Source organism: Lentzea sp. NPDC054927, assembly GCF_053610285.1.
Map to the genome: position 1 here is coordinate 219,124 of NZ_JBSGXZ010000006.1, position 17,276 is coordinate 236,399.

A 17,276-nucleotide genomic window follows, 5' to 3' on the forward strand; every position below is an offset into this window, starting at 1 on the left:
CCGCTGGCCGACGCCTGGTCGTTCGTCTCACTGTTGCCACGTACTCGCAACCGCAGCGTCACGAACGAAAGCTGCTCGACCAGTACGCTCACACTGCCCCGCACCAACTGCTCGAGGCGGTCGATGGCGCTGCCGTCGACCGCTTCGGGCTTGGTGTCACGCAGCCGCGGCAAGTCCACACTGGCCAGCGTTCTCGCGTTGCTGCACAAGCCGTTCTCGGGAACGGTTCAGCTCGACGGCGTGCCGGTTACCTGGCATCGTCGGTGCACACGAGAGAAACCGCAGTGGGAACGTCACCGGATCCGAAGTGAAGACGGTCCTCGATCTTCTCGGTGACCGTCGCCGGCCTCACCCGCGAGTTCCAGTCCATCAACAACCGCAGCGACGTCATCGTTCAGCGAACCCTCGGCGGAGCTCTTGCCGCCAGGCGCTGAACATCGCGACCATCGCGCCTACCCAGGCCAGACCGAGGACGTATCCCGCGAGCACATCGGAGACGTAGTGCACCGACAAGGCGACTCGGGACAAGCCGATGCCCAGCACCATCACCGCCGCGACGGTCACCGCGACTCGGCGCCACACGGTTCGCATCGCGGACCAGAAGAGCAACAACAGCGTCGCGTACGTGACCACGGCGGACTGGGCGTGGCCGCTGGGAAAGCTCAGGCCGGTAGCGGTGGTCAGCGGGTCGGCCACCACCGGACGGGCTCGCTGAACGACCCTCTTGACCACCGCGTTGAGCACGGCGCTGCCTGCCACGGTCACCACCGCGAACGCCGCGGACCTCGGGTGTCGCCGGTACAGCAGCCACGCTGCCACAAGGGCGAACACGGTGAGATAGACCGGTGCAGAACCGACCGTGCTCGTCGCCTTCATGGTCATGGCGAACGCGGGGTGCTCGACGGTGTAGCGGTGCAGCTCGTCACGGACGCCGTTGTCCACGGACAGCAGCGGCGTCCACTTGGCTCGTACCAGGAGCAAGAGGAGGCCGAACGGGACGGCCACCATCGTCAAGGCCATCAGCGCCAGCACGGATCGGATGCCGAACCTGGCATCAGTCGACGTGCGGAATCTCATCCTCACAACAGTGCAGCGGGATGATTAGAGGATCGTGAAGATCAGGCCGAAGGCTCCACGGCCAGGGGAAGGCGGACGTGGAAGCACGCGCCCTCGGCCGAGTCGGCCAGCCACACCAGGCCGCCGTGCCGCTCGGTCACCTCGCGCACGATCGCCAGCCCCAGGCCGACGCCACCGGAGTCGCGTTCACGGGCGCGTTGTGAGCGGAAGAACCGTTCGAACACCTTCGTGCGGTCCGCGTCCGGGACGCCCGGGCCGTCATCGGCCACGACCAGCTCCGCGAACCACTCCGCCGACCACAGACCGACCGTGATCCGGTGCCGGGCGTGGTGTTCGGCGTTGTCCAGCAGGTTGCGCACCACGCGGCTCAGTTCGCCCGCCCGGCCGCGCAGCCTGGCGGCGGAGAACGGGGACAGCTCGACGTCCACGACGCCGCGGCTGCGGACCGCGTCGATCTCGGCCAGCACCACCTCGTCCAGATCCACCCACTCGACGGGCTCCGAGACGCCGTCGGCCAACGCCAGCACGATCAGCTCGTCGGTCAGATCGCCCAGCCGGACCGCCTCGCGGTGCAGGTCGCCCGCGACGCGCACCCAGTCCGTGCGGGACGGGTGCGCGAGGCCGATCTCCAGGCGGGTGCGCAGGCTCGCCAGTGGGCTGCGCAGCTCGTGCGCGGCATCGGCGGCGAAGCGGCGCTGCCGTTCGTGCACCTCTTCGAGGCGAGCCAGCATGTCGTTCATGGTGCGGGCCAGCCTGCCCACCTCGTCGTCGGCCGGTGGCTCCGGTACGCGGCGGTCGAGCCGGCTCGCGGTGATCTCGGTGACCTGTTCCCGGATCGCCTCGACCGGACGCAATGCGCGGCCCACCACCAGCCACGCGGTGCCACCGGCCGCGATCAGGAGGATCGGCACGATGATGGCCAACGCCGTCGTGGCCGCCTCGACGCCCTCGTCGACGCGTTCCAGCGGCGCGGCCGCGTAGACCGCGACGGGTTGGCCGCGCACCGTCGCGCCGACACCGGCGACAGTGTGGTGCTCCCCGTCCGGCAATCGCGTTGTTCCCGTCACCACACCGCTTTCCGGCACCAGCGCCAGCAGCCGGGTGTGCGCGACCTCGGCGCCGGCGGCGAGAACCCTGCCGTCGCGTTCGACGACCTGGATGAGCGAGGGCAGTGCCGCCGGCAAGCCGCCGGTGATCATCGAGGCGAACGACTCAGCCTGACGGAGGGCCTCCTCCTCGGCGTTGCCGGTCAGTTGGTCGCGGACCAGGGTCAGCGCTGCGGCGCCACCCGCGACCAGCCCGAGTCCCACGACCAGCACCGCCAGCGCGGTCAGCCGGACGCGGACACCCGCCCGACGCCTAACCGCCATCGGCCGCCAACCGGTAGCCCGTCCCCCGGACGGTCTCGACGGCGTGCCTGCCGAACGGCAGATCGATCTTCCGGCGCAGGTAGGCGACGTAGACCTCCACCACGTTCGACTGCGTCGGGATGGCCGAGTCCCACACCTCGTCCAACGCGAACCGCTTCGTCACCACCTGACCCGGCCGCGACATGAGCAGCTCCAGCAACGCGAACTCGCGTGGCGTCAGCTCGATCGCCGCCTCGCCCCGGCGGCAGCGCCGAGCGACTCGGTCCAGCGCGAGGTCCCCCGCGGTCAGGACGTCCGCCAGTTGCAGACCGGTCCGTCTGAGCAGGGCGTGCAGGCGCGCCAGCAACACCCGGTACGAGAACGGTTTGGTGAGGAAGTCGTCCGCACCGATGCGCAGTGCGCGCAGTTGGTCCAGCTCGCCGTCGCGGGCGGTCAGCACGAGCACGGGCACTCTGATCCCCGCACGGCGCAGCTGTGCGCACAGGTCGAGACCGGACAGACTCGGCAACATCAGATCGAGCACTATCGCGTCGAACCGGCGGGTGAGCCCGGCGTCCAGGCCGAGCAGGCCGTCGTTCGCGGTCTCCACCTCGAACCCGTCCTGGCGCAGGCCTTCGGCGAGCGCGTCGGCGAACGACGCCTCGTCCTCGATCACCAGCACCCGGCCTGTTCGGGTCATGTCATCACCTGACTGGACACGAGCCTGCCCCGTTCCAGTATCAGCACACCCGTGCAGATCCGCTCAACCTCCGGCAGCGAGTGCGTGGACAACACGACCGTGATGCCGCGCACCTCGGCGATCGTGCGCACCAGGGTGAGAATGTCCCGCTGATCGGGTGGGTCGAGCCCGAGCGTGGGTTCGTCGAGCAGCACCACGACCGGGTTGTTCACCAGCGCCCGCGCGATCCCCAGGCGTTGCCGCATGCCTCGGCTGTACGTGGCGATCCGCGCGGAGGCATGGTCGCTCAGCCTGACCTGGCCGAGCAACCGCGCGGCCCGCTCCTGGGCCTCGCCGCGGGACAGACCGAAGAGCCGCCCGTGGTAGGTCAGGAACTCCAGACCTGTCTGGTGACCGGGATACCCCGCGTCCTCCGGCAGCACGCCGATGAGCATGCGGACCTCGTGATGCCGTGTGCCTGGCACGCCCGCGACGGAGAACTCGCCGCCGGTCGGAGTGACCACAGTGGACAGCATGCGCAGGGTCGTCGTCTTGCCCGCGCCGCTCGGGCCGAGCAGGCCGAGCACCTCGCCCTTGCGCGCGGTGAAGCTGATGCCGTCCACCGCAGGCAAGGTGCCGTAGGACTTCGAGAGGTCACGCACTTCGACAGCGATCTCGTCGGACAGCCGGTTGGTGCGCACAAACGACCAGATCTCATGTGGCAGCTGGTTTCTCCCGCGGGTCCGCACGAGTGGCGCGTCGAGTGCCGGGTCGGCACGCAGGATCGCACCTTGCAGGTCGCTCAGCCGCGACTCGGGTTCGAGCGCCTGCTCGTCGGCGAGCCGGGCTCGGGCGGCGCGATAGACCTCGAGCGCATCGGTGACCCGGCCGCACCGGTACATCGCCAGCATCAGCAACGCCTGCAGGCGTTGGCGGTCAGGGTGTTGCGCGACGAGGTCGGTCAGTTCGTCGGCCACCGCGGCGTGCCTGCCGAGGCGCAGTTCGGCGTCCAGGCATTCCTCCAGAGCTGCCAGCCGAGCCTGTTCGAGTCCCTGACACAGCACGGCTGCGGCGTCCGGTGTGGTCACGTCCGCGAGCGGCGGACCGTGCCACATCGACAGCGCGTGCCGCAGCAGCGACACCCTGACCGCGTCGTCCGTCTCCTGCCGGGCACCCGTGACGACGGCGCGGAACCGGTGCACGTCGATCGACAGCGGGTTGACCTTCAGCATGTAGGCCTTGCCGCGTGTGACGATGTCCGCGTCGTTCTGGCCGGTCCTCGCATCAGCGATCGCCTTGCGCAGGCGCGACACGCTGACATGGATCGCGTGCTGCGCGGTGCGCGGCGGGTGCGACGGCCAGGTGAGGTCGACGAGCCGCTGCACGGATACGAGCTGGTTCGGGTGCAGCGCGAGTATCGCGAACGCGAACCGCTGTTTTCGCGGCCCGAGATCAAGTTGCAACTTCTGTTCCCATGCCTCAACGGCACCCAGTAGCTGAAAGTCCACGGCGCCCCCTCCCCGGCGGCGGTAACCCCTGCTCGTGAATCGGTCGAGTCATGTATTCCGTTTCACGCCATTTGCACGAATCACTGCCAGTGCTCGACCAATCGCCGCAGGTAGAGACCCATCGGTCTGATTTCCTGAGTTGTGTTCTCATGGTTCTCTTATGCCCATCGGCTCGACTTATGGCACTTACTCCAAATGAGGAGGGGATGCCATGCCGGGTGTAACTCTCGAGGCTCGTGAGTTGTCGAAATGGTTCGGGTCCCGCACGGCCGTCGACTCGGTGAGCTTCACCGCGCACGAGGGAGAGGTGATCGGTCTGCTCGGCCCCAACGGGGCGGGCAAGACCACGACGATCCGGATGCTGTCGACGGTGCTCGACCCCACAGGAGGCTCGTTCTCCGTCGCGGGCATCCCGTCGTCCCGGCCCTCCGAGATCCGGGCCCGGATCGGCGTGTTGCCGGAGAGCGCGGGTTATCCAGGGCACCAGACGGGGTTGGAGTACCTCATCTACCACGGGCGCCTCTTCGAACTGTCCCGCGACGAGGCCCGGCAGACCGCGGTGCGGTTGCTCGGTCAGGTGGGCCTGGCGGACCGCGCGCAGTCGAGGATCGCGACCTACAGCCGGGGTATGCGGCAACGCCTCGGCATCGCACGGGCGTTGGTGAACAACCCGTCGGTGGTGTTCCTCGACGAACCGACGCTGGGCCTGGATCCCGCCGGGCAGCGCGAGATCCTCGTGCTGGTGCGGACGATCGCCGAGGCACGCGGCACGACCGTGGTGCTGTCGACGCACACGCTGCCCGAGGTCGAGCAGGTGTGCTCCTCGGTGCTGATCCTGGACAAGGGCAGGGTGCTGGTGTCCGGCAGCGTGGCGGAGGTGACGAGCACGGAGGCCGGCAGCCGCCAGTCCGGCCACCTGCGCGTCCCGCTGGACGAGGTCGGCAGGGCAGCGGAAGTGCTGCGACGTGTTCGCGGTGTGTCGGTCGAGGTGACGAAGGACGTCGTGTCGGTGTCGTCGTCGGACGGCATGAACGAGGCGTTGTCAGCCCTGCTGGGTGCCGGGATCACCGTGCTGTCGTTCGAGGTGGACGGCATGCGGCTGAGCGACGCGTTCCTGGCGATGACACGGGGAGGTACGTCGTGAGCACGCGGATCATCGCCGGCCAGGAGTGCCGCGACCTGTGGCTGAGCGGCCGCGGTCCGGTGCTGACGTTCGCCTACGCCGTGCTGCTGAGCGCGGTGACCTACCTGGCCGCCACCAACCAGGTCCTGAACTTCCTGGAACAGCGCGAGTCGGTGAACCTCGTGCTCCAGATCGCCGTGGCGGTGGGGGTTCTGCTGACCATGGTGGTCGCCGCGGACGGGATCAGCGGCGAACGCGAGCGCGGCACGTTGGAGAGCCTGCTGCTGACACCGGTGTCCCGCGGAGCGATCGTGCTGGGCAAGCTGGTGGCCGCGATGTCGTTGTGGGGCGTGGCTTTCGTCGTGACCTTGCCGTACCTGTGGGTACTCGGCAAGGGCGTCGCCGTGGTGGGCGAGGCGGTGCTGCTCGGTCTGCTCATCGGAACCGTGCTCGCGCTGTCGATGGCAGCGATCGGTCTGCTGATCAGCGCCCGGTCCTCCACCAACAAGGTGAGCCTCGCCGCGTCGCTGTTCCTGCTGCTCGCCCTGTTCGCCCCCACGCAGCTGCCCACGATGCCGACGTCGTCGGTGGGTGATCTGCTCGTGCGGATCAACCCGGTCACAGCAGGGATGCACTACATCGGGCTGGTCCTGCTCAAGGGGCATTCGTGGACCCAGGACCTGTCGTACCTGATCTCACCGGTGGCGGCCGTGGTGGCCGCCGTCGTGGCGCTGGCCGTGGCGGGGCCGCGCATCGTCCGTCTCACAGGAGGGGTTGGTTCTGGATGAGACTGCTGCTCGCCGCTCTGACGCTGGCACTGTTCCCCGCCACGGCGTCGGCGACCGTCGAGGTGGCGGTGTCGGAGTCCCGCATCACCGGCACCGTCGGCCAGTACCTGAACATCAGATCGACCGTCACCAACACCGGGCCCTCGCCGACCGGGAAGCTGATCGCGCATCTCAACGTGGCTTCGTTGAACGACGTGTACGTGGACCTCGAGGACTGGACCGCCGCGCCGACACAATCCCTGCCGCCGCTCGGCCCAGGGCAGAGCACCGAGGTGTCGTGGGACGTCCAGGCCGTGAACGCCGGGGTGTTCAACGTGTACGCGGTCGTGCTGCCGAACGGCTCCACCTCGCTGTCCGTCAGTCCGCCCATCCACGTGGAGGTGGCCGGGCGGCGCACGCTCAGCGCCGGTGGCGCCCTGCCGATCGCACTGATCGTGCCGATCCTGCTGGGGGTCGCGGTCTACGCGGTCCGCCGCCGCCAGCGCAACACCGCCTGAGTGCCGCAGTTCACAACGTGATGAGGGGCTTCCGTCCACAGTGGATGGAAGCCCCTCATCACGTGTCGGCTAGGCGGGAACGGGTTCAGGAGCGGGAGCGGGATCCGCCTTGTCGTGGCGTGGCCCGGCGAACCGGAGATAGAGGGACGGGGTCACGAAGAGGTTCAGCAGGGTCGAGGTGAACAACCCGCCGATGATGACGATCGCCATCGGATGCTCGATCTCGTGGCCCGGCAGGTCGCCGGCGATCGCCAGCGGTACCAGGGCCAGACCGGCGGCCAGCGAGGTCATCAGGATCGGCGCGAGACGCTCACGGGCGCCGCGCAGCACGAGGTCCCGGCCGAACGGCTCCCCTTCCTCCCGTTCCAGGTGCTGGAAGTGGTTGATCATCAGGATCCCGTTGCGCGCCGCGATGCCGAGCACCGTGAAGAACCCGACCAGCGACCCGAGCGACAGGAGACCACCGGTCAGCCACGCCCCGAGCACACCACCTACAAGGGCCATCGGCAATGTCAGCAGCACCAGCACGGCCAGCCGCCAGCTGCCGAACGCGGTCACCAGGATCAGCAGGATCGCGATCAACGCCCCGCCGGCGAAGAGCAGCAACCGGTTCTGCGCAGCGGTGGCCTCCTTGTACTCGCCCAGCAGCTCGGCGTGGAACCCGGCGGGCATGCTCACCTGGGCCAGCCGCCGCTCGACCTCCCCCGCCACGTCACCGAGCGCGGCACCCTCGGCCACGTTGGCGCCCACGTCGATCCGCCGCGATCCGTCCTCCCGCAGGATCTGGTTCGGCGCGGACACGACCTTCACCGAGGCGAGCTCACCGAGCGGCACCTTCCGGCCGTCCGGCGCGTCCATCAGCAACTGGCGCACCGACTCCACGCTGTACCGGGCCTTGGGCTGCGACCACACGTGCACCTCGGTGTTCTTGCCGTTGCGCCAGATGTCGCCCGCCTCCTCGGAGGAGATGAACGCCGACGCGGTCCGCCGCACCTCACCGGGCGAGATCCCGTACTGCGACGCCTTCTGCAGATCGACCTCCACGGCCACCTGCGGGATGTTCGTCTGCAGCGTCACGTGTTCGTCGATGATGCCGTCGATCCCGGCTATGAGCTCCTTGACCTCGTTGGCCTTCTGCCGGATGCCGTCGAGATCGTCGCCGTAGATGCGGACCGTGATCGCGTCACTCGATCCAGTCAGCACCTCCTTCGTGCGTTCCTTGAGGTACGTCTGCACGTCGCGTTGCAGACCCGGATAGCCGTCGACGACTTTCTGAACGGCGGCAACGGTTTTCGAGTAGTCGACGTCCTTGTCGATGCTGATCCAGTTCTCGGTGAAGTTCATGCCGACGACCTCGTCGGCGAGCGTGCCCTGACCGATGTGCGCGCCGAAGTTGCGCACACCCGGAATCGCGCGCAGCTCCTTGCTGGCCTGCTGGGTGATGCGGACCATCTCCTCGCGCGAGGTGCCCGGCTGGGCGACCCAGTGCATCAGGAAGTCCCGCTCCTTGAACGACGGGAACAGGTTCTGCCCGAGGAACGGCACGATCGCGATGCCCGCGACCATCACCACGGCCACGCTCGAGTACGCCACACCGGGCCGCGGCACGATTCGCGCCAGCAACGCCGTGTAGCCGCGTTGCAGCCACCGCACCAACGGCGACTCACGGTGTTCGATCTCCGCGTTGCGCAGCAGGATCAGCGCCAGAGCCGGGATCACGGTCAACGCCACCAGCAGCGACGCCAGGATCGACAACCCGTACGCGAAGGCGAGCGGACGGAAGAACGCACCCGTCAGTCCACTGAGGAGGAACACCGGTGCCGTCGACGCCAGGATGATCAGTGTCGCGTGCACGATCGGGCCGCGGACCTCGATCGAGGCCTCCAGGATGATCGACGCGGTGGATCTGTCACTCCCCTCTCGCCGATGCTGCCGTATTCGGCGCACGATGTTCTCGATGTCGATGATCGCGTCGTCCACCAGGACGCCGAGCGCGATGACCAGGCCTGCCAGGATCATCACGTTTATCGTCGCGCCGGTGGCGTTCAGCACAAGACCCGCGGCCACCAGTGACAACGGGATGGTGATCGCGCTGATCAACGCCACCCGCCACTCGAACAGGAAGAAGATCAGGATCAGCACGACCAGGCCGAAGCCGATCAGCATCGCGCGGCCCAGGTTGTTCACCGACGTCTCGATGAACGTCGCCGGCCGGAAGATCTCGGTGTCGACCTGCAGGCCCACCATGCCAGGCTGGAAGTCCTTCATCACCTGCTCGACGCCGCGCGTGACCTCCAACGTGTTGGCCCACGGCAGCTTCTCGATGATGACCATGATGCCGAGACCGTCGTTGATGACGGCGTCGCCGGTGAGCAGTGACGGCGGCATGAGGTCGTCGCGGATCTCGGCGACGTCCTTGAGGTAGACCTTCGGCTCACCGGGTTTGGTCTCGATGGGGATCTCGGCCAGCTGCTGCCCGGACAACTGGGGCAGCTGATGCTGCACCGGGAACCGGTTGTTGGCCGTGTCGACGTATCCGCCGGTGCCGATCTCGAAGCCGCCCTTGAACTTCAGCTGCCCGACGTCGACCGCGTTGCCCGCGGAGTCGAGCACCTGCTGCATCGTGACGTTGTGCTTCGTCATCAGGTCCGGGTCGACCAGGGCCTGCTTCACGTGCCACCGGTCGCCCCAGATCGCCGCGTTCGCGACGCCGGGTACACGCATCAGCCGCGGCCGCAGTGACCAGTAGGTCAGCAGCGCCATGTCGATGTGGGCCTGGTCGGACTTGTCCGCCTGCGATATGCCGATCTTCATGGCGCGGCTGGTCGACGACAACGGCTGGATCATGAACGGCGGGTTCGCCCACCGCGGCAGTCGTGGGGTGATCGCGTTGACGCGTTCCTGGATCAGCAGCCTCGCCTTCATCAGGTCGGTACCCTGCTTGAAGATCATCACGATCGACGACAGCTGGGACACGGACTTCGACCGCATCGCGGTCAGTCCCTCGATGCCGTTGAGCCCCTGTTCCATCGGCACCGAGACGAGCTCTTCGACGTCCTTCGCGGACAGTCCGATGCAGATGGTCTGGATTTCCACGCGGGGCGGCGCGAACTCGGGGAACGCGTCGATGGACATGTCCTTGATCTGCAGGATGCCGAAGAACATCATCATCGACGCACCTACGACCACGAGGAACTTGAGTTTCAGGCTCGTACCGATGATCCAGCGCATCATGGTGGGCTACTTCCCGACGCCGAGTTCGGCTCCGTAAAGCTCGATGAGGCCTGTCTTGACGATCGTGGTGCCCGCCGCGGGGCCGGCGGACAGGAACGCGTCGGTGCCCGCGTTGCCGCCCACAGTCGCGATGGTGACCTGCTCACGCGAGTACTGGCGCGAACCGGTGACGACGTAGACCCAGGTGTTCCCGTCCGGTGTGTAGATCACCGCCTGGTAGGGCACGACCGTCCCGGTGGGGGCCGCGGCGACCGTGGTCGTCTCCACGCCGACGCGCTTCACCGCCTGTTCGGTCAGCGTCACGCTCTTCACGTTCTTGCCCTGGATCGCTTCCACCTTCGCCGGCTTCTCCTGCGGGGCCTCGGTGGCGGAGGTGACGGCGGTGCATCCAGCCGCCCCCAGACCGAGGACGATCAGGGCCGCCGCGGCCCATCGTTGGCTAGACATTCGTCTTCTCCTGGGCATCCGTCTTCTCCATCTCGGCTGTCTTCTCCTTCGCGGCGAACTGGGGGTAGAGACCGGGCAGGATGAACAGGTTCACCAGCGCGGTGGTCACCAGGCCGCCGATCACGACCAGCGCGAGCGGTGCGAGGATCTCCAGTCCGCTCACGGCGCCGTAGATCACGAACGGCACGAGCACGAGAGCGGTCGCCAGCAGACCTGTCACGGCCGGGGTGAACCGTTCGCGCATACCCCCTACGACGAGGTCTGGACTGGTTTCCTCCAGTCGTTGCAGGTACGCGACCTGCAGCATGCTGGTGCGCACGGCCACAGCCAGCACGGCGAGCAGGCCCAGCAACGCGGCCACGGACATCGAGCTCCGGTCCAGCAAGGCGGCCAGCACGCCGCCCGACAGGGCCACCGGCAGCAGCAGGAACGTGAGCGTCGCCAACCGCCAGCTGCGCAGGCCTGCCTGGAGCAGGAAGAAGATCAGGATCGCCGCGCCGGCGATGTAGGTCCAGACGCGGAAGTCCGTCGCCGACCGTGCCTGGCTCTCACCGAGCACCTCGAGGTGGTGTTCACGCGGGAAGCTCAAGCCCTTGACCTGCTCGGACACGGCGGCCGTGACGTCGTCCAGCGACCGGCCGCGGACGTTCGCGACGACGTCCATGCTCCGCGACACCTGGTCGTGCGTGATCATCGCCGGCTTCGGCGAGACCCGGACGTCGGCGACGTCGCTCAGCTTCACCTGGATGGGACCGCCGTCCGGCCCACCGGAGGGTGCGTCGATCAGCAGGTCCTTGATGGTGTGGGGGTTCTGGCGCAGTTCCGGCTTGCCCCAGACCACGACCTCGAAGATCTTCTGGTCGTCGAACAGGTTGCCGGCGATGGTCGCCGCGACCAGCGTCGCGGACTGCCTGCGGACGTCGCCGGGCTTGAGGCCGTACTTCGCCGCACGCTCCACGGAGACCTCGATCTCCATGGTCGGCTGGATCTCGGTCGAGTTGATCCGCGGGTCGGCGACGCCCTCGATGCCCTTGATGATGCCGAGCACCTCGTTCGCCTTCTCGTTCAGCACGCCGTAGTCGTTGCCGTAGACGCGCACGACGAGGTCAGCGGAAGTGCCGCGGCTGAGGACGTCGCGCACCTGGCGGTCGGAGTAGGTCAGCACGTCGCTGCGGATGCCGGGGTAGCCCTTCACGATCTCGCGCACCGCGTTCAGGGTGCTTTCGTAGTGGGCCTCGGGTCGCATGCTCACCCAGACCTCACCGGAGTTGATGTTGGAGACCTGGTCGGACGCCAGCGCGCGCCCGGTGTGCGCACCCGCGTTCCGGATGCCACCCGTCGTCCGCAACTCGGAGGTGAGCGCGGCCGTGATCCGGTTCATCTCCTGGCGCGACGCGCCGGGCGCGGCCTCCCACTTGATCAGCACGTCACGTTCCTGCAGCGTCGGTGACAGCGGTCGCGAGACGAGCAGGGGCAGCAGGGCCGCCGACACGATCACCAGCAGTGCGCCGAGCGCGTACCCCACCACGCGGAAGCGCACGAACGTGGGCAACAGCCTGGCGTATCCGCCTTCCATCCGTGCGGCGAGCGGGGACGGCTTGTGCGCCAACGACTCCTTCGCCAGCAGCATCGTGGCCAGCACGGGCGCGACGATCAGCGCACAGAGCAGCGACACCGCGGTCGCGATGAGGAACGCGACCGCCACCGGCGTGAGGAACGCGCCCCTGACGCCGTCGAGCACGAGCAGCGGCACGACCGACACCGCGGTGATGACCGCCGCGACGAACAACGGCCCGCGCACCTCGAGGATCGCCGCGCCGATCATGTCGACGACCGAGGTCTCCGTAGACGTCTCTGGTCGCTCCCTCAAGCGTTGACGCACGTTCTCCACGCCGACCACGGCGTCGTCGATCACCACGGCGAGCGCCATCACCAGGCCCGCCAGGGTCATCATGTTCAGCGGTATCCCGAACCAGGACAACACGAGCACCGTCGTCCCGATCGACGCCGCCACGGTGACGAGGCTGACCAGCGCGCTGCGCCAGTGGAACAGGAACGCTCCCAGCACGAGCAGCAGCAGGAGGGCGCTGATCAGCAGGGTCGTGACCAGGTTGTCCTTCATCCTGTCGATGAAGGACGCGGGCCGGTAGATCGTCGTGTCCATCTGCACGCCGGGCAGGCCGGGACGCAGCTCGTTCAGCGCGGCCTCGACGTTCTTGGTGACCTCGGAGACGCTGCTGCCGGGGAACCGCTCGACGACGAGCATCAGGTTCGGCTCGTCGTTGACGACCCCGTCACCGATGAGGATCTGGTGGTCCTCGGTGATCGTGGCGACGTCGGCGAGCTTCAGGCCGCGGTCCTCCGCACCCTGGACCGTCACTTTGCCGAGCTCCGCGGCCGATTTGATCGGCTGGTTGTGCTGGATCTCGATGCGCTGGTTCTTGGTGTCCACGAAACCACCCAGACCTGGCGTGGACGCCTCGACGAACGTCAGCGGCGACACCCACAACGCGTTGGCCGAGGTGCGCAGGACCTGGTCCAGCGTCACGGCGTTCTTCGCGAGCTGCGACGGGTCGACCTGCACCTGCAGCTGCCGGTCGCGGAAGCCCCAGACGGCCACGTTCGCCACGCCGGGCACGCTGAGCAGCCGCGGCACGACCGACCACCGCGACAGCAGCGACATGTCGATCAGCGACTTGTCCTTGGACGACAAGCCGATCATCATCAGCCGCCCGGTGGACGACAGCGGCTGCACCACCAGCGGCGGCTTGGACGACGCCTGCGGCAGCGCGGTCGACATGGTCAGGCGCTCCTGCACGACCTGTCGTGCGCGGATGGGATCCGTGCCCGGCTCGAACGTCATCTCCATCGACGTGAGGCCGGGGACGGTGCGTGACTCCAGCTTCGCGAGCCACGGGATGCCGTTGAAGAACTCGTTCTCGATGGGGTTCGTGATGAGGTTCTCGACCTCTTCCGCGGAGAGGCCCAGCGCCTCCACCTGAACGTCGACCCTCACCGGCCCGAACTCCGGCAGTGCCTCGACGTTGCTGTTGCGCAGCTGCACGAAGCCGAGCGCGATGAGGGCAATCGCGACCGCCAGGACGAGACGGCGGTACCTCTGGCTCGACCCGACGATCCAACGCATCATGGCCGGGGACCTCTCACTCCGATGACCTTGCGGGCATGGAGCGACCATGAACTTGCCTGGTCACAGGCCGCTCATAGCGGCCTCATAGTCCACTCACACCGTGCTCTGGGCACAAGGCATGGCGGGTCTAGCTGACGCGGACGTGGGTCTCGCGCATCACGCCCGTGCAGGCGGAACGGAATCGACCGGTTGCGGCTGAACAGGAGCCAGGTCAGCGTGTCGGCTCGAAGCGGTGCTCGATGGTCCAGCCGGACACCTGGTGCCCGAGTCGGTTGCCGTCGGTCATCGCCTTGCGGAAGTGGATGCCGAGCCAGATCCTCGCGTTCATGGTCTCCTGGTCCAGCTCTCGCGTTGTCTCGAAGGTCCTGGTGGTCGAGGTGACCGACGAGAACACCCGCAGATCCAACGTGTTCTCCACCGAGCGCTCCGCCTCTCAGCGGCAGGCGGCCGGCAGGCATCAGGGCGCCACGACGCCAGGCAACTCAGACATGTTGGACCGGCGGGCCGCTAGGAGATCTTGCGGCGGTAGGTGATCGTGGCGAAGACGTACGCGACGATGAGGATGCCGACGCACCAGGCGAGCGCGATCCAGATGTCGGTGCCGACCGGTTGCTGCGTGTACAGGGCGCGGATGGCGTTGACGATGGAGGTCACCGGCTGGTTCTCGGCGAAGGCGCGCACCGGTCCGGGCATGGTCTCGGTGGGCACGAAGGCCGAGCTGAGGAACGGCAGGAAGATGAGCGGGTAGGAGAACGCGCTCGCGCCGTCGACGGACTTCGCGGTGAGGCCGGGGATGACGGCGAGCCACGTCAACGCCAGGGTGAACAGGATCAGGATGCCGGTGACCGCGAGCCACGCCAGTGGTCCCGCTCCCGAGCGGAAGCCCATGAGCAGAGCGACGAGCACGACGACCACGAGTGAGATCAGGTTGGCGACCAGTGAGGTCAGCACGTGCGCCCACAGCACCGACGACCGCGCGATCGGCATGGACTGGAACCGCTCGAAGATGCCGCTCTGCATGTCCATGAAGAGCCGGAACGCGGTGTAGGCGATGCCGGAGGCGACCGTGATGAGCAGGATGCCGGGCAGCAGGTAGTTCACGTACGAGTCCGACCCGGTTCGGATCGCGCCGCCGAACACGTAGACGAACATCAGCATCATTGCGATCGGAGTGATGACGGTCGTGAGGATGGTGTCCATGCTGCGTGTGATGTGACTCAGGGACCGTCCCAGAAGGACGGTGGTGTCGACGAAGAAGTGTTTGGTCATCATCGCTCCTCGGTCGACGTCGCGTCCTTGCGGGCACCGACGAGTGCGAGGAAGACTTCCTCGAGGGTCGGTTGTTTCTCGATGTACTCGAGCTTGGCGGGCGGCAGCAGTTGCTTGAGCTCGGCGAGGGTGCCGTTCACGATGATCCGGCCCTCGTGCAGGATCGCGATCCGGTCGGCGAGTTGTTCGGCCTCGTCCAGGTACTGAGTCGTGAGCAACACCGTCGTGCCCTGGCCGGCGAGTTCCCTGACGGCCTGCCACACCTCGAGCCGCCCCTCGGGGTCGAGCCCGGTCGTGGGCTCGTCGAGGAAGATGACCGGCGGGTTCCCGACGAGGCTCATCGCGATGTCGAGGCGGCGGCGCATGCCACCCGAGTAGGTCGACACTCTCCGCGCACCCGCGTCGGTCAGTGAGAATCGGGCCAGCAGATCGTCCGCGATCTTGCCGGGGCCTTTGAGGTGCCGCAGCCGGGCGACGAGCACGAGGTTCTCCCGGCCGCTGAGGATCTCGTCGACGGCGGCGAACTGCCCGGTGAGGCTGATGGACTCCCGCACGTTCGCAGACTGCGTGGTGACGTCGAAGCCGTTGACGCCGGCCGTCCCCGCGTCGGCTTTCAGCAGTGTGGAGAGGATCTTCACGACCGTGGTCTTGCCTGCGCCGTTCGAGCCGAGCAGCGCGAAGATGCTGCCGCGCGCCACGTCGAAGTCCACGCCGCGCAGCACGTTCAGCGTCTTGTACGACTTTTCCAGGCCTTGCACGTGGATTGCGGGTCGTGTCGTCATTGGACGCTCCCGAGGCTGAGGGCGAGCTCACGCACGGCGAGCATGCCGGTCCAGGGCGAGTTCATCGTTCTCTCCTAAGTAGACGGTGGTCAGGCCCAGGTGACCGGAAGTTCGTGCACGCCGTAGATGTGCATGTTGGTCCGCAGCTTCACCTCGTCGGCCGGGATGGCGAGCTGAAGGGTCGGGAAGCGGCGCAGCAGTCCCTCGAAGCCGGCGCGCATCTCGATGCGGGCCAGCTGCTGGCCGAGGCACTGGTGGATGCCGTGCCCGAACGCGACCTGGCCGCGGACCTTGCGGTGCACGTCCAACGCGTCGGGGTTCTCGAACCGTTGCGGGTCGCGGTTGGCGGCCAGCAAAGAGACGACGACGGTTGAACCCGCCGGGATCGTTTCGCCGCCGAGCTCGATGTCCTCGGTGGCGTAGCGGAAGAAGATGTCGGCCACGGACAGGTAGCGCATGAGCTCTTCGACGGCGTCGGGGAGCAGGTCCGGGTTGTCGCGCAGTTCTGTCAGCTGTGCGGGGTGCTCCAGCAAAGCGAAGGTGCCCAGCGCGAGCATGTTCGCGGTGGTCTCGTGGCCGGCGAGCAGCAGGAGGAACGCCATGCCGGACAGTTCCTCGATGGTGAGGTCCTCGTCGCGGGCCAGGTCCGAGAGGATGTCGTCGCCGGGGTTGGCGCGCTTGTTCGTGACCAGTTCGGCGAGGTAGCCGAACATGGCGCCGATCGCGGCCATCTTGTCCTCGAGCGTCACGTCCCGTTCCATGAACTTCGAGGAGTTCGACTGGAAGGTCTCCCGGTCCGCGTAGGGGACGCCGAGCAGTTCGCAGATCACCAGTGACGGCACCGGAAGCGCGAACTCCTTCACCAGGTCGACCGGTGGGGCCAAGCGAGCCAGTTCGTCCAGCTGCTGCTCGGTGATCGCGATGATGCCTTCTTCGAGCTGTTTCATCCGCTTGACCGTGAACGCACCGGTGAGCTTGCGCCGCAGCCGGGTGTGGTCCGGCGGGTCCATGCTGATGAACAGTCCTGGCGTCTGCGGGGACGGTTCGGCGGCGGCGGGCATGCCGGGCGTCTCGTACGGCACGTGGATCACGCCGATGTCCTGGCGGTTGCTGAACCGGGTGTCGGCCATGACCTGGCGCACCGCGTCGTAACCGGTGATCAGCCAGCCTTCGTGGCCGTCTGGGAAGACCATCGGGCTGACGGGCCGGGTCTCACGCAGGCGGGTGATCTCGCTGGGCGGGTCGAACGGGCCCGCGTCGCGCTCCATCGGCAGGCCCTGCGGGACGGAAACCGTCTGGCTCATCGGATTCCCTTTCGTGGTGGTTGTGGCCACCACGATCACCGGCAGGTCAGACACCGGACTGACACGACGCT

14 protein-coding genes and 1 pseudogene are annotated in these 17,276 nt (G+C 67.5%); 3 read left to right on the forward strand and 12 right to left on the reverse strand.

Going from position 1 to position 17,276, the window contains the following annotated elements; all coding sequences use genetic code 11:
- Positions 1–5: 5 nt before the first annotated feature.
- The 5 genes and pseudogenes from ACWGE0_RS12795 to ACWGE0_RS12815 all read right to left on the reverse strand — a co-directional run.
- Positions 6–146, reverse strand: a pseudogene (locus tag ACWGE0_RS12795) (TetR family transcriptional regulator); the annotation flags it as partial.
- A 241-nt stretch (positions 147–387) separates the two neighbouring features.
- Positions 388–1,077, reverse strand: a complete 690-nt coding sequence (locus ACWGE0_RS12800) for a phosphatase PAP2 family protein (protein WP_452261052.1) — start codon at positions 1,075–1,077, stop codon at positions 388–390.
- Positions 1,078–1,118: 41 nt separating this feature from the next.
- Positions 1,119–2,447 (reverse strand): sensor histidine kinase, encoded by a 1,329-nt coding sequence (locus ACWGE0_RS12805; RefSeq protein WP_452261053.1) that lies wholly within the window; start codon positions 2,445–2,447, stop codon positions 1,119–1,121.
- Positions 2,437–3,126 (reverse strand): response regulator transcription factor, encoded by a 690-nt coding sequence (locus ACWGE0_RS12810; RefSeq protein WP_452261054.1) that lies wholly within the window; start codon positions 3,124–3,126, stop codon positions 2,437–2,439. Before ACWGE0_RS12810 ends, ACWGE0_RS12805 begins: the two co-directional genes overlap by 11 nt.
- Positions 3,123–4,613, reverse strand: coding sequence for a BTAD domain-containing putative transcriptional regulator (locus ACWGE0_RS12815; RefSeq protein ID WP_452261055.1), 1,491 nt, complete (start codon positions 4,611–4,613; stop codon positions 3,123–3,125). Before ACWGE0_RS12815 ends, ACWGE0_RS12810 begins: the two co-directional genes overlap by 4 nt.
- A 211-nt stretch (positions 4,614–4,824) precedes the next feature.
- On the opposite strand from ACWGE0_RS12815, the gene ACWGE0_RS12820 reads away from it, so the two are divergent.
- The 3 genes from ACWGE0_RS12820 to ACWGE0_RS12830 are packed head-to-tail and all read left to right on the forward strand — an operon-like array spanning position 4,825 to position 7,021.
- Positions 4,825–5,757 carry an ABC transporter ATP-binding protein gene (locus ACWGE0_RS12820; RefSeq protein WP_452261056.1) on the forward strand — a complete coding sequence of 311 codons (933 nt, stop codon included), beginning with the start codon at positions 4,825–4,827 and terminating at the stop codon, positions 5,755–5,757.
- Complete coding sequence (locus ACWGE0_RS12825) at positions 5,754–6,524, forward strand: ABC transporter permease (RefSeq protein WP_452261057.1); 771 nt, start codon at positions 5,754–5,756, stop codon at positions 6,522–6,524. The genes ACWGE0_RS12820 and ACWGE0_RS12825 overlap by 4 nt, the downstream gene beginning before the upstream one ends.
- Positions 6,521–7,021 (forward strand): hypothetical protein, encoded by a 501-nt coding sequence (locus ACWGE0_RS12830; RefSeq protein WP_452261058.1) that lies wholly within the window; start codon positions 6,521–6,523, stop codon positions 7,019–7,021. Before ACWGE0_RS12825 ends, ACWGE0_RS12830 begins: the two co-directional genes overlap by 4 nt.
- Before the next feature lie 69 nt (positions 7,022–7,090).
- On the opposite strand, the gene ACWGE0_RS12835 is transcribed toward ACWGE0_RS12830, so the two are convergent.
- The 7 genes from ACWGE0_RS12835 to ACWGE0_RS12865 form a co-directional block, all read right to left on the reverse strand.
- A complete protein-coding gene (locus ACWGE0_RS12835) occupies positions 7,091–10,255 on the reverse strand; it encodes an efflux RND transporter permease subunit (protein ID WP_452261059.1) in 3,165 nt (1,054 codons plus the stop codon).
- Positions 10,256–10,261: 6 nt separating this feature from the next.
- A complete protein-coding gene (locus ACWGE0_RS12840; RefSeq protein ID WP_452261060.1) occupies positions 10,262–10,702 on the reverse strand; it encodes a hypothetical protein in 441 nt (146 codons plus the stop codon).
- Positions 10,695–13,850, reverse strand: a complete 3,156-nt coding sequence (locus ACWGE0_RS12845; RefSeq protein WP_452261061.1) for an efflux RND transporter permease subunit — start codon at positions 13,848–13,850, stop codon at positions 10,695–10,697. Before ACWGE0_RS12845 ends, ACWGE0_RS12840 begins: the two co-directional genes overlap by 8 nt.
- 211 nt (positions 13,851–14,061) lie before the next feature.
- On the reverse strand, positions 14,062–14,268 hold the full coding sequence (locus tag ACWGE0_RS12850; RefSeq protein WP_452261062.1) for a hypothetical protein: 207 nt from the start codon (positions 14,266–14,268) through the stop codon (positions 14,062–14,064).
- 89 nt (positions 14,269–14,357) lie between these two features.
- A complete protein-coding gene (locus ACWGE0_RS12855; RefSeq protein ID WP_452261063.1) occupies positions 14,358–15,119 on the reverse strand; it encodes an ABC transporter permease in 762 nt (253 codons plus the stop codon).
- A complete protein-coding gene (locus tag ACWGE0_RS12860; protein WP_452261064.1) occupies positions 15,119–15,901 on the reverse strand; it encodes an ABC transporter ATP-binding protein in 783 nt (260 codons plus the stop codon). The genes ACWGE0_RS12855 and ACWGE0_RS12860 overlap by 1 nt, the downstream gene beginning before the upstream one ends.
- An 89-nt stretch (positions 15,902–15,990) precedes the next feature.
- The gene (locus ACWGE0_RS12865) at positions 15,991–17,205 is read right to left on the reverse strand and encodes a cytochrome P450 (protein ID WP_452261065.1); all 1,215 of its coding nucleotides are present in this window, start codon (positions 17,203–17,205) and stop codon (positions 15,991–15,993) included.
- Positions 17,206–17,276 lie beyond the last annotated feature (71 nt).

Excerpts from the sequence above, each read along its gene's own strand:
- ACWGE0_RS12800 (WP_452261052.1), bottom strand. The coding sequence starts at position 1,077 with ATGAGATTCCGCACGTCGACTGATGCCAGGTTCGGCATCCGATCCGTG.
- ACWGE0_RS12805 (WP_452261053.1), bottom strand. The coding sequence starts at position 2,447 with ATGGCGGTTAGGCGTCGGGCGGGTGTCCGCGTCCGGCTGACCGCGCTG.
- ACWGE0_RS12810 (WP_452261054.1), bottom strand. The coding sequence starts at position 3,126 with ATGACCCGAACAGGCCGGGTGCTGGTGATCGAGGACGAGGCGTCGTTC.
- ACWGE0_RS12820 (WP_452261056.1), top strand. The coding sequence starts at position 4,825 with ATGCCGGGTGTAACTCTCGAGGCTCGTGAGTTGTCGAAATGGTTCGGG.
- ACWGE0_RS12830 (WP_452261058.1), top strand. The coding sequence starts at position 6,521 with ATGAGACTGCTGCTCGCCGCTCTGACGCTGGCACTGTTCCCCGCCACG.
- ACWGE0_RS12835 (WP_452261059.1), bottom strand. The coding sequence starts at position 10,255 with ATGATGCGCTGGATCATCGGTACGAGCCTGAAACTCAAGTTCCTCGTG.
- ACWGE0_RS12840 (WP_452261060.1), bottom strand. The coding sequence starts at position 10,702 with ATGTCTAGCCAACGATGGGCCGCGGCGGCCCTGATCGTCCTCGGTCTG.
- ACWGE0_RS12845 (WP_452261061.1), bottom strand. The coding sequence starts at position 13,850 with ATGATGCGTTGGATCGTCGGGTCGAGCCAGAGGTACCGCCGTCTCGTC.
- ACWGE0_RS12855 (WP_452261063.1), bottom strand. The coding sequence starts at position 15,119 with ATGACCAAACACTTCTTCGTCGACACCACCGTCCTTCTGGGACGGTCC.
- ACWGE0_RS12860 (WP_452261064.1), bottom strand. The coding sequence starts at position 15,901 with ATGACGACACGACCCGCAATCCACGTGCAAGGCCTGGAAAAGTCGTAC.
- ACWGE0_RS12865 (WP_452261065.1), bottom strand. The coding sequence starts at position 17,205 with ATGAGCCAGACGGTTTCCGTCCCGCAGGGCCTGCCGATGGAGCGCGAC.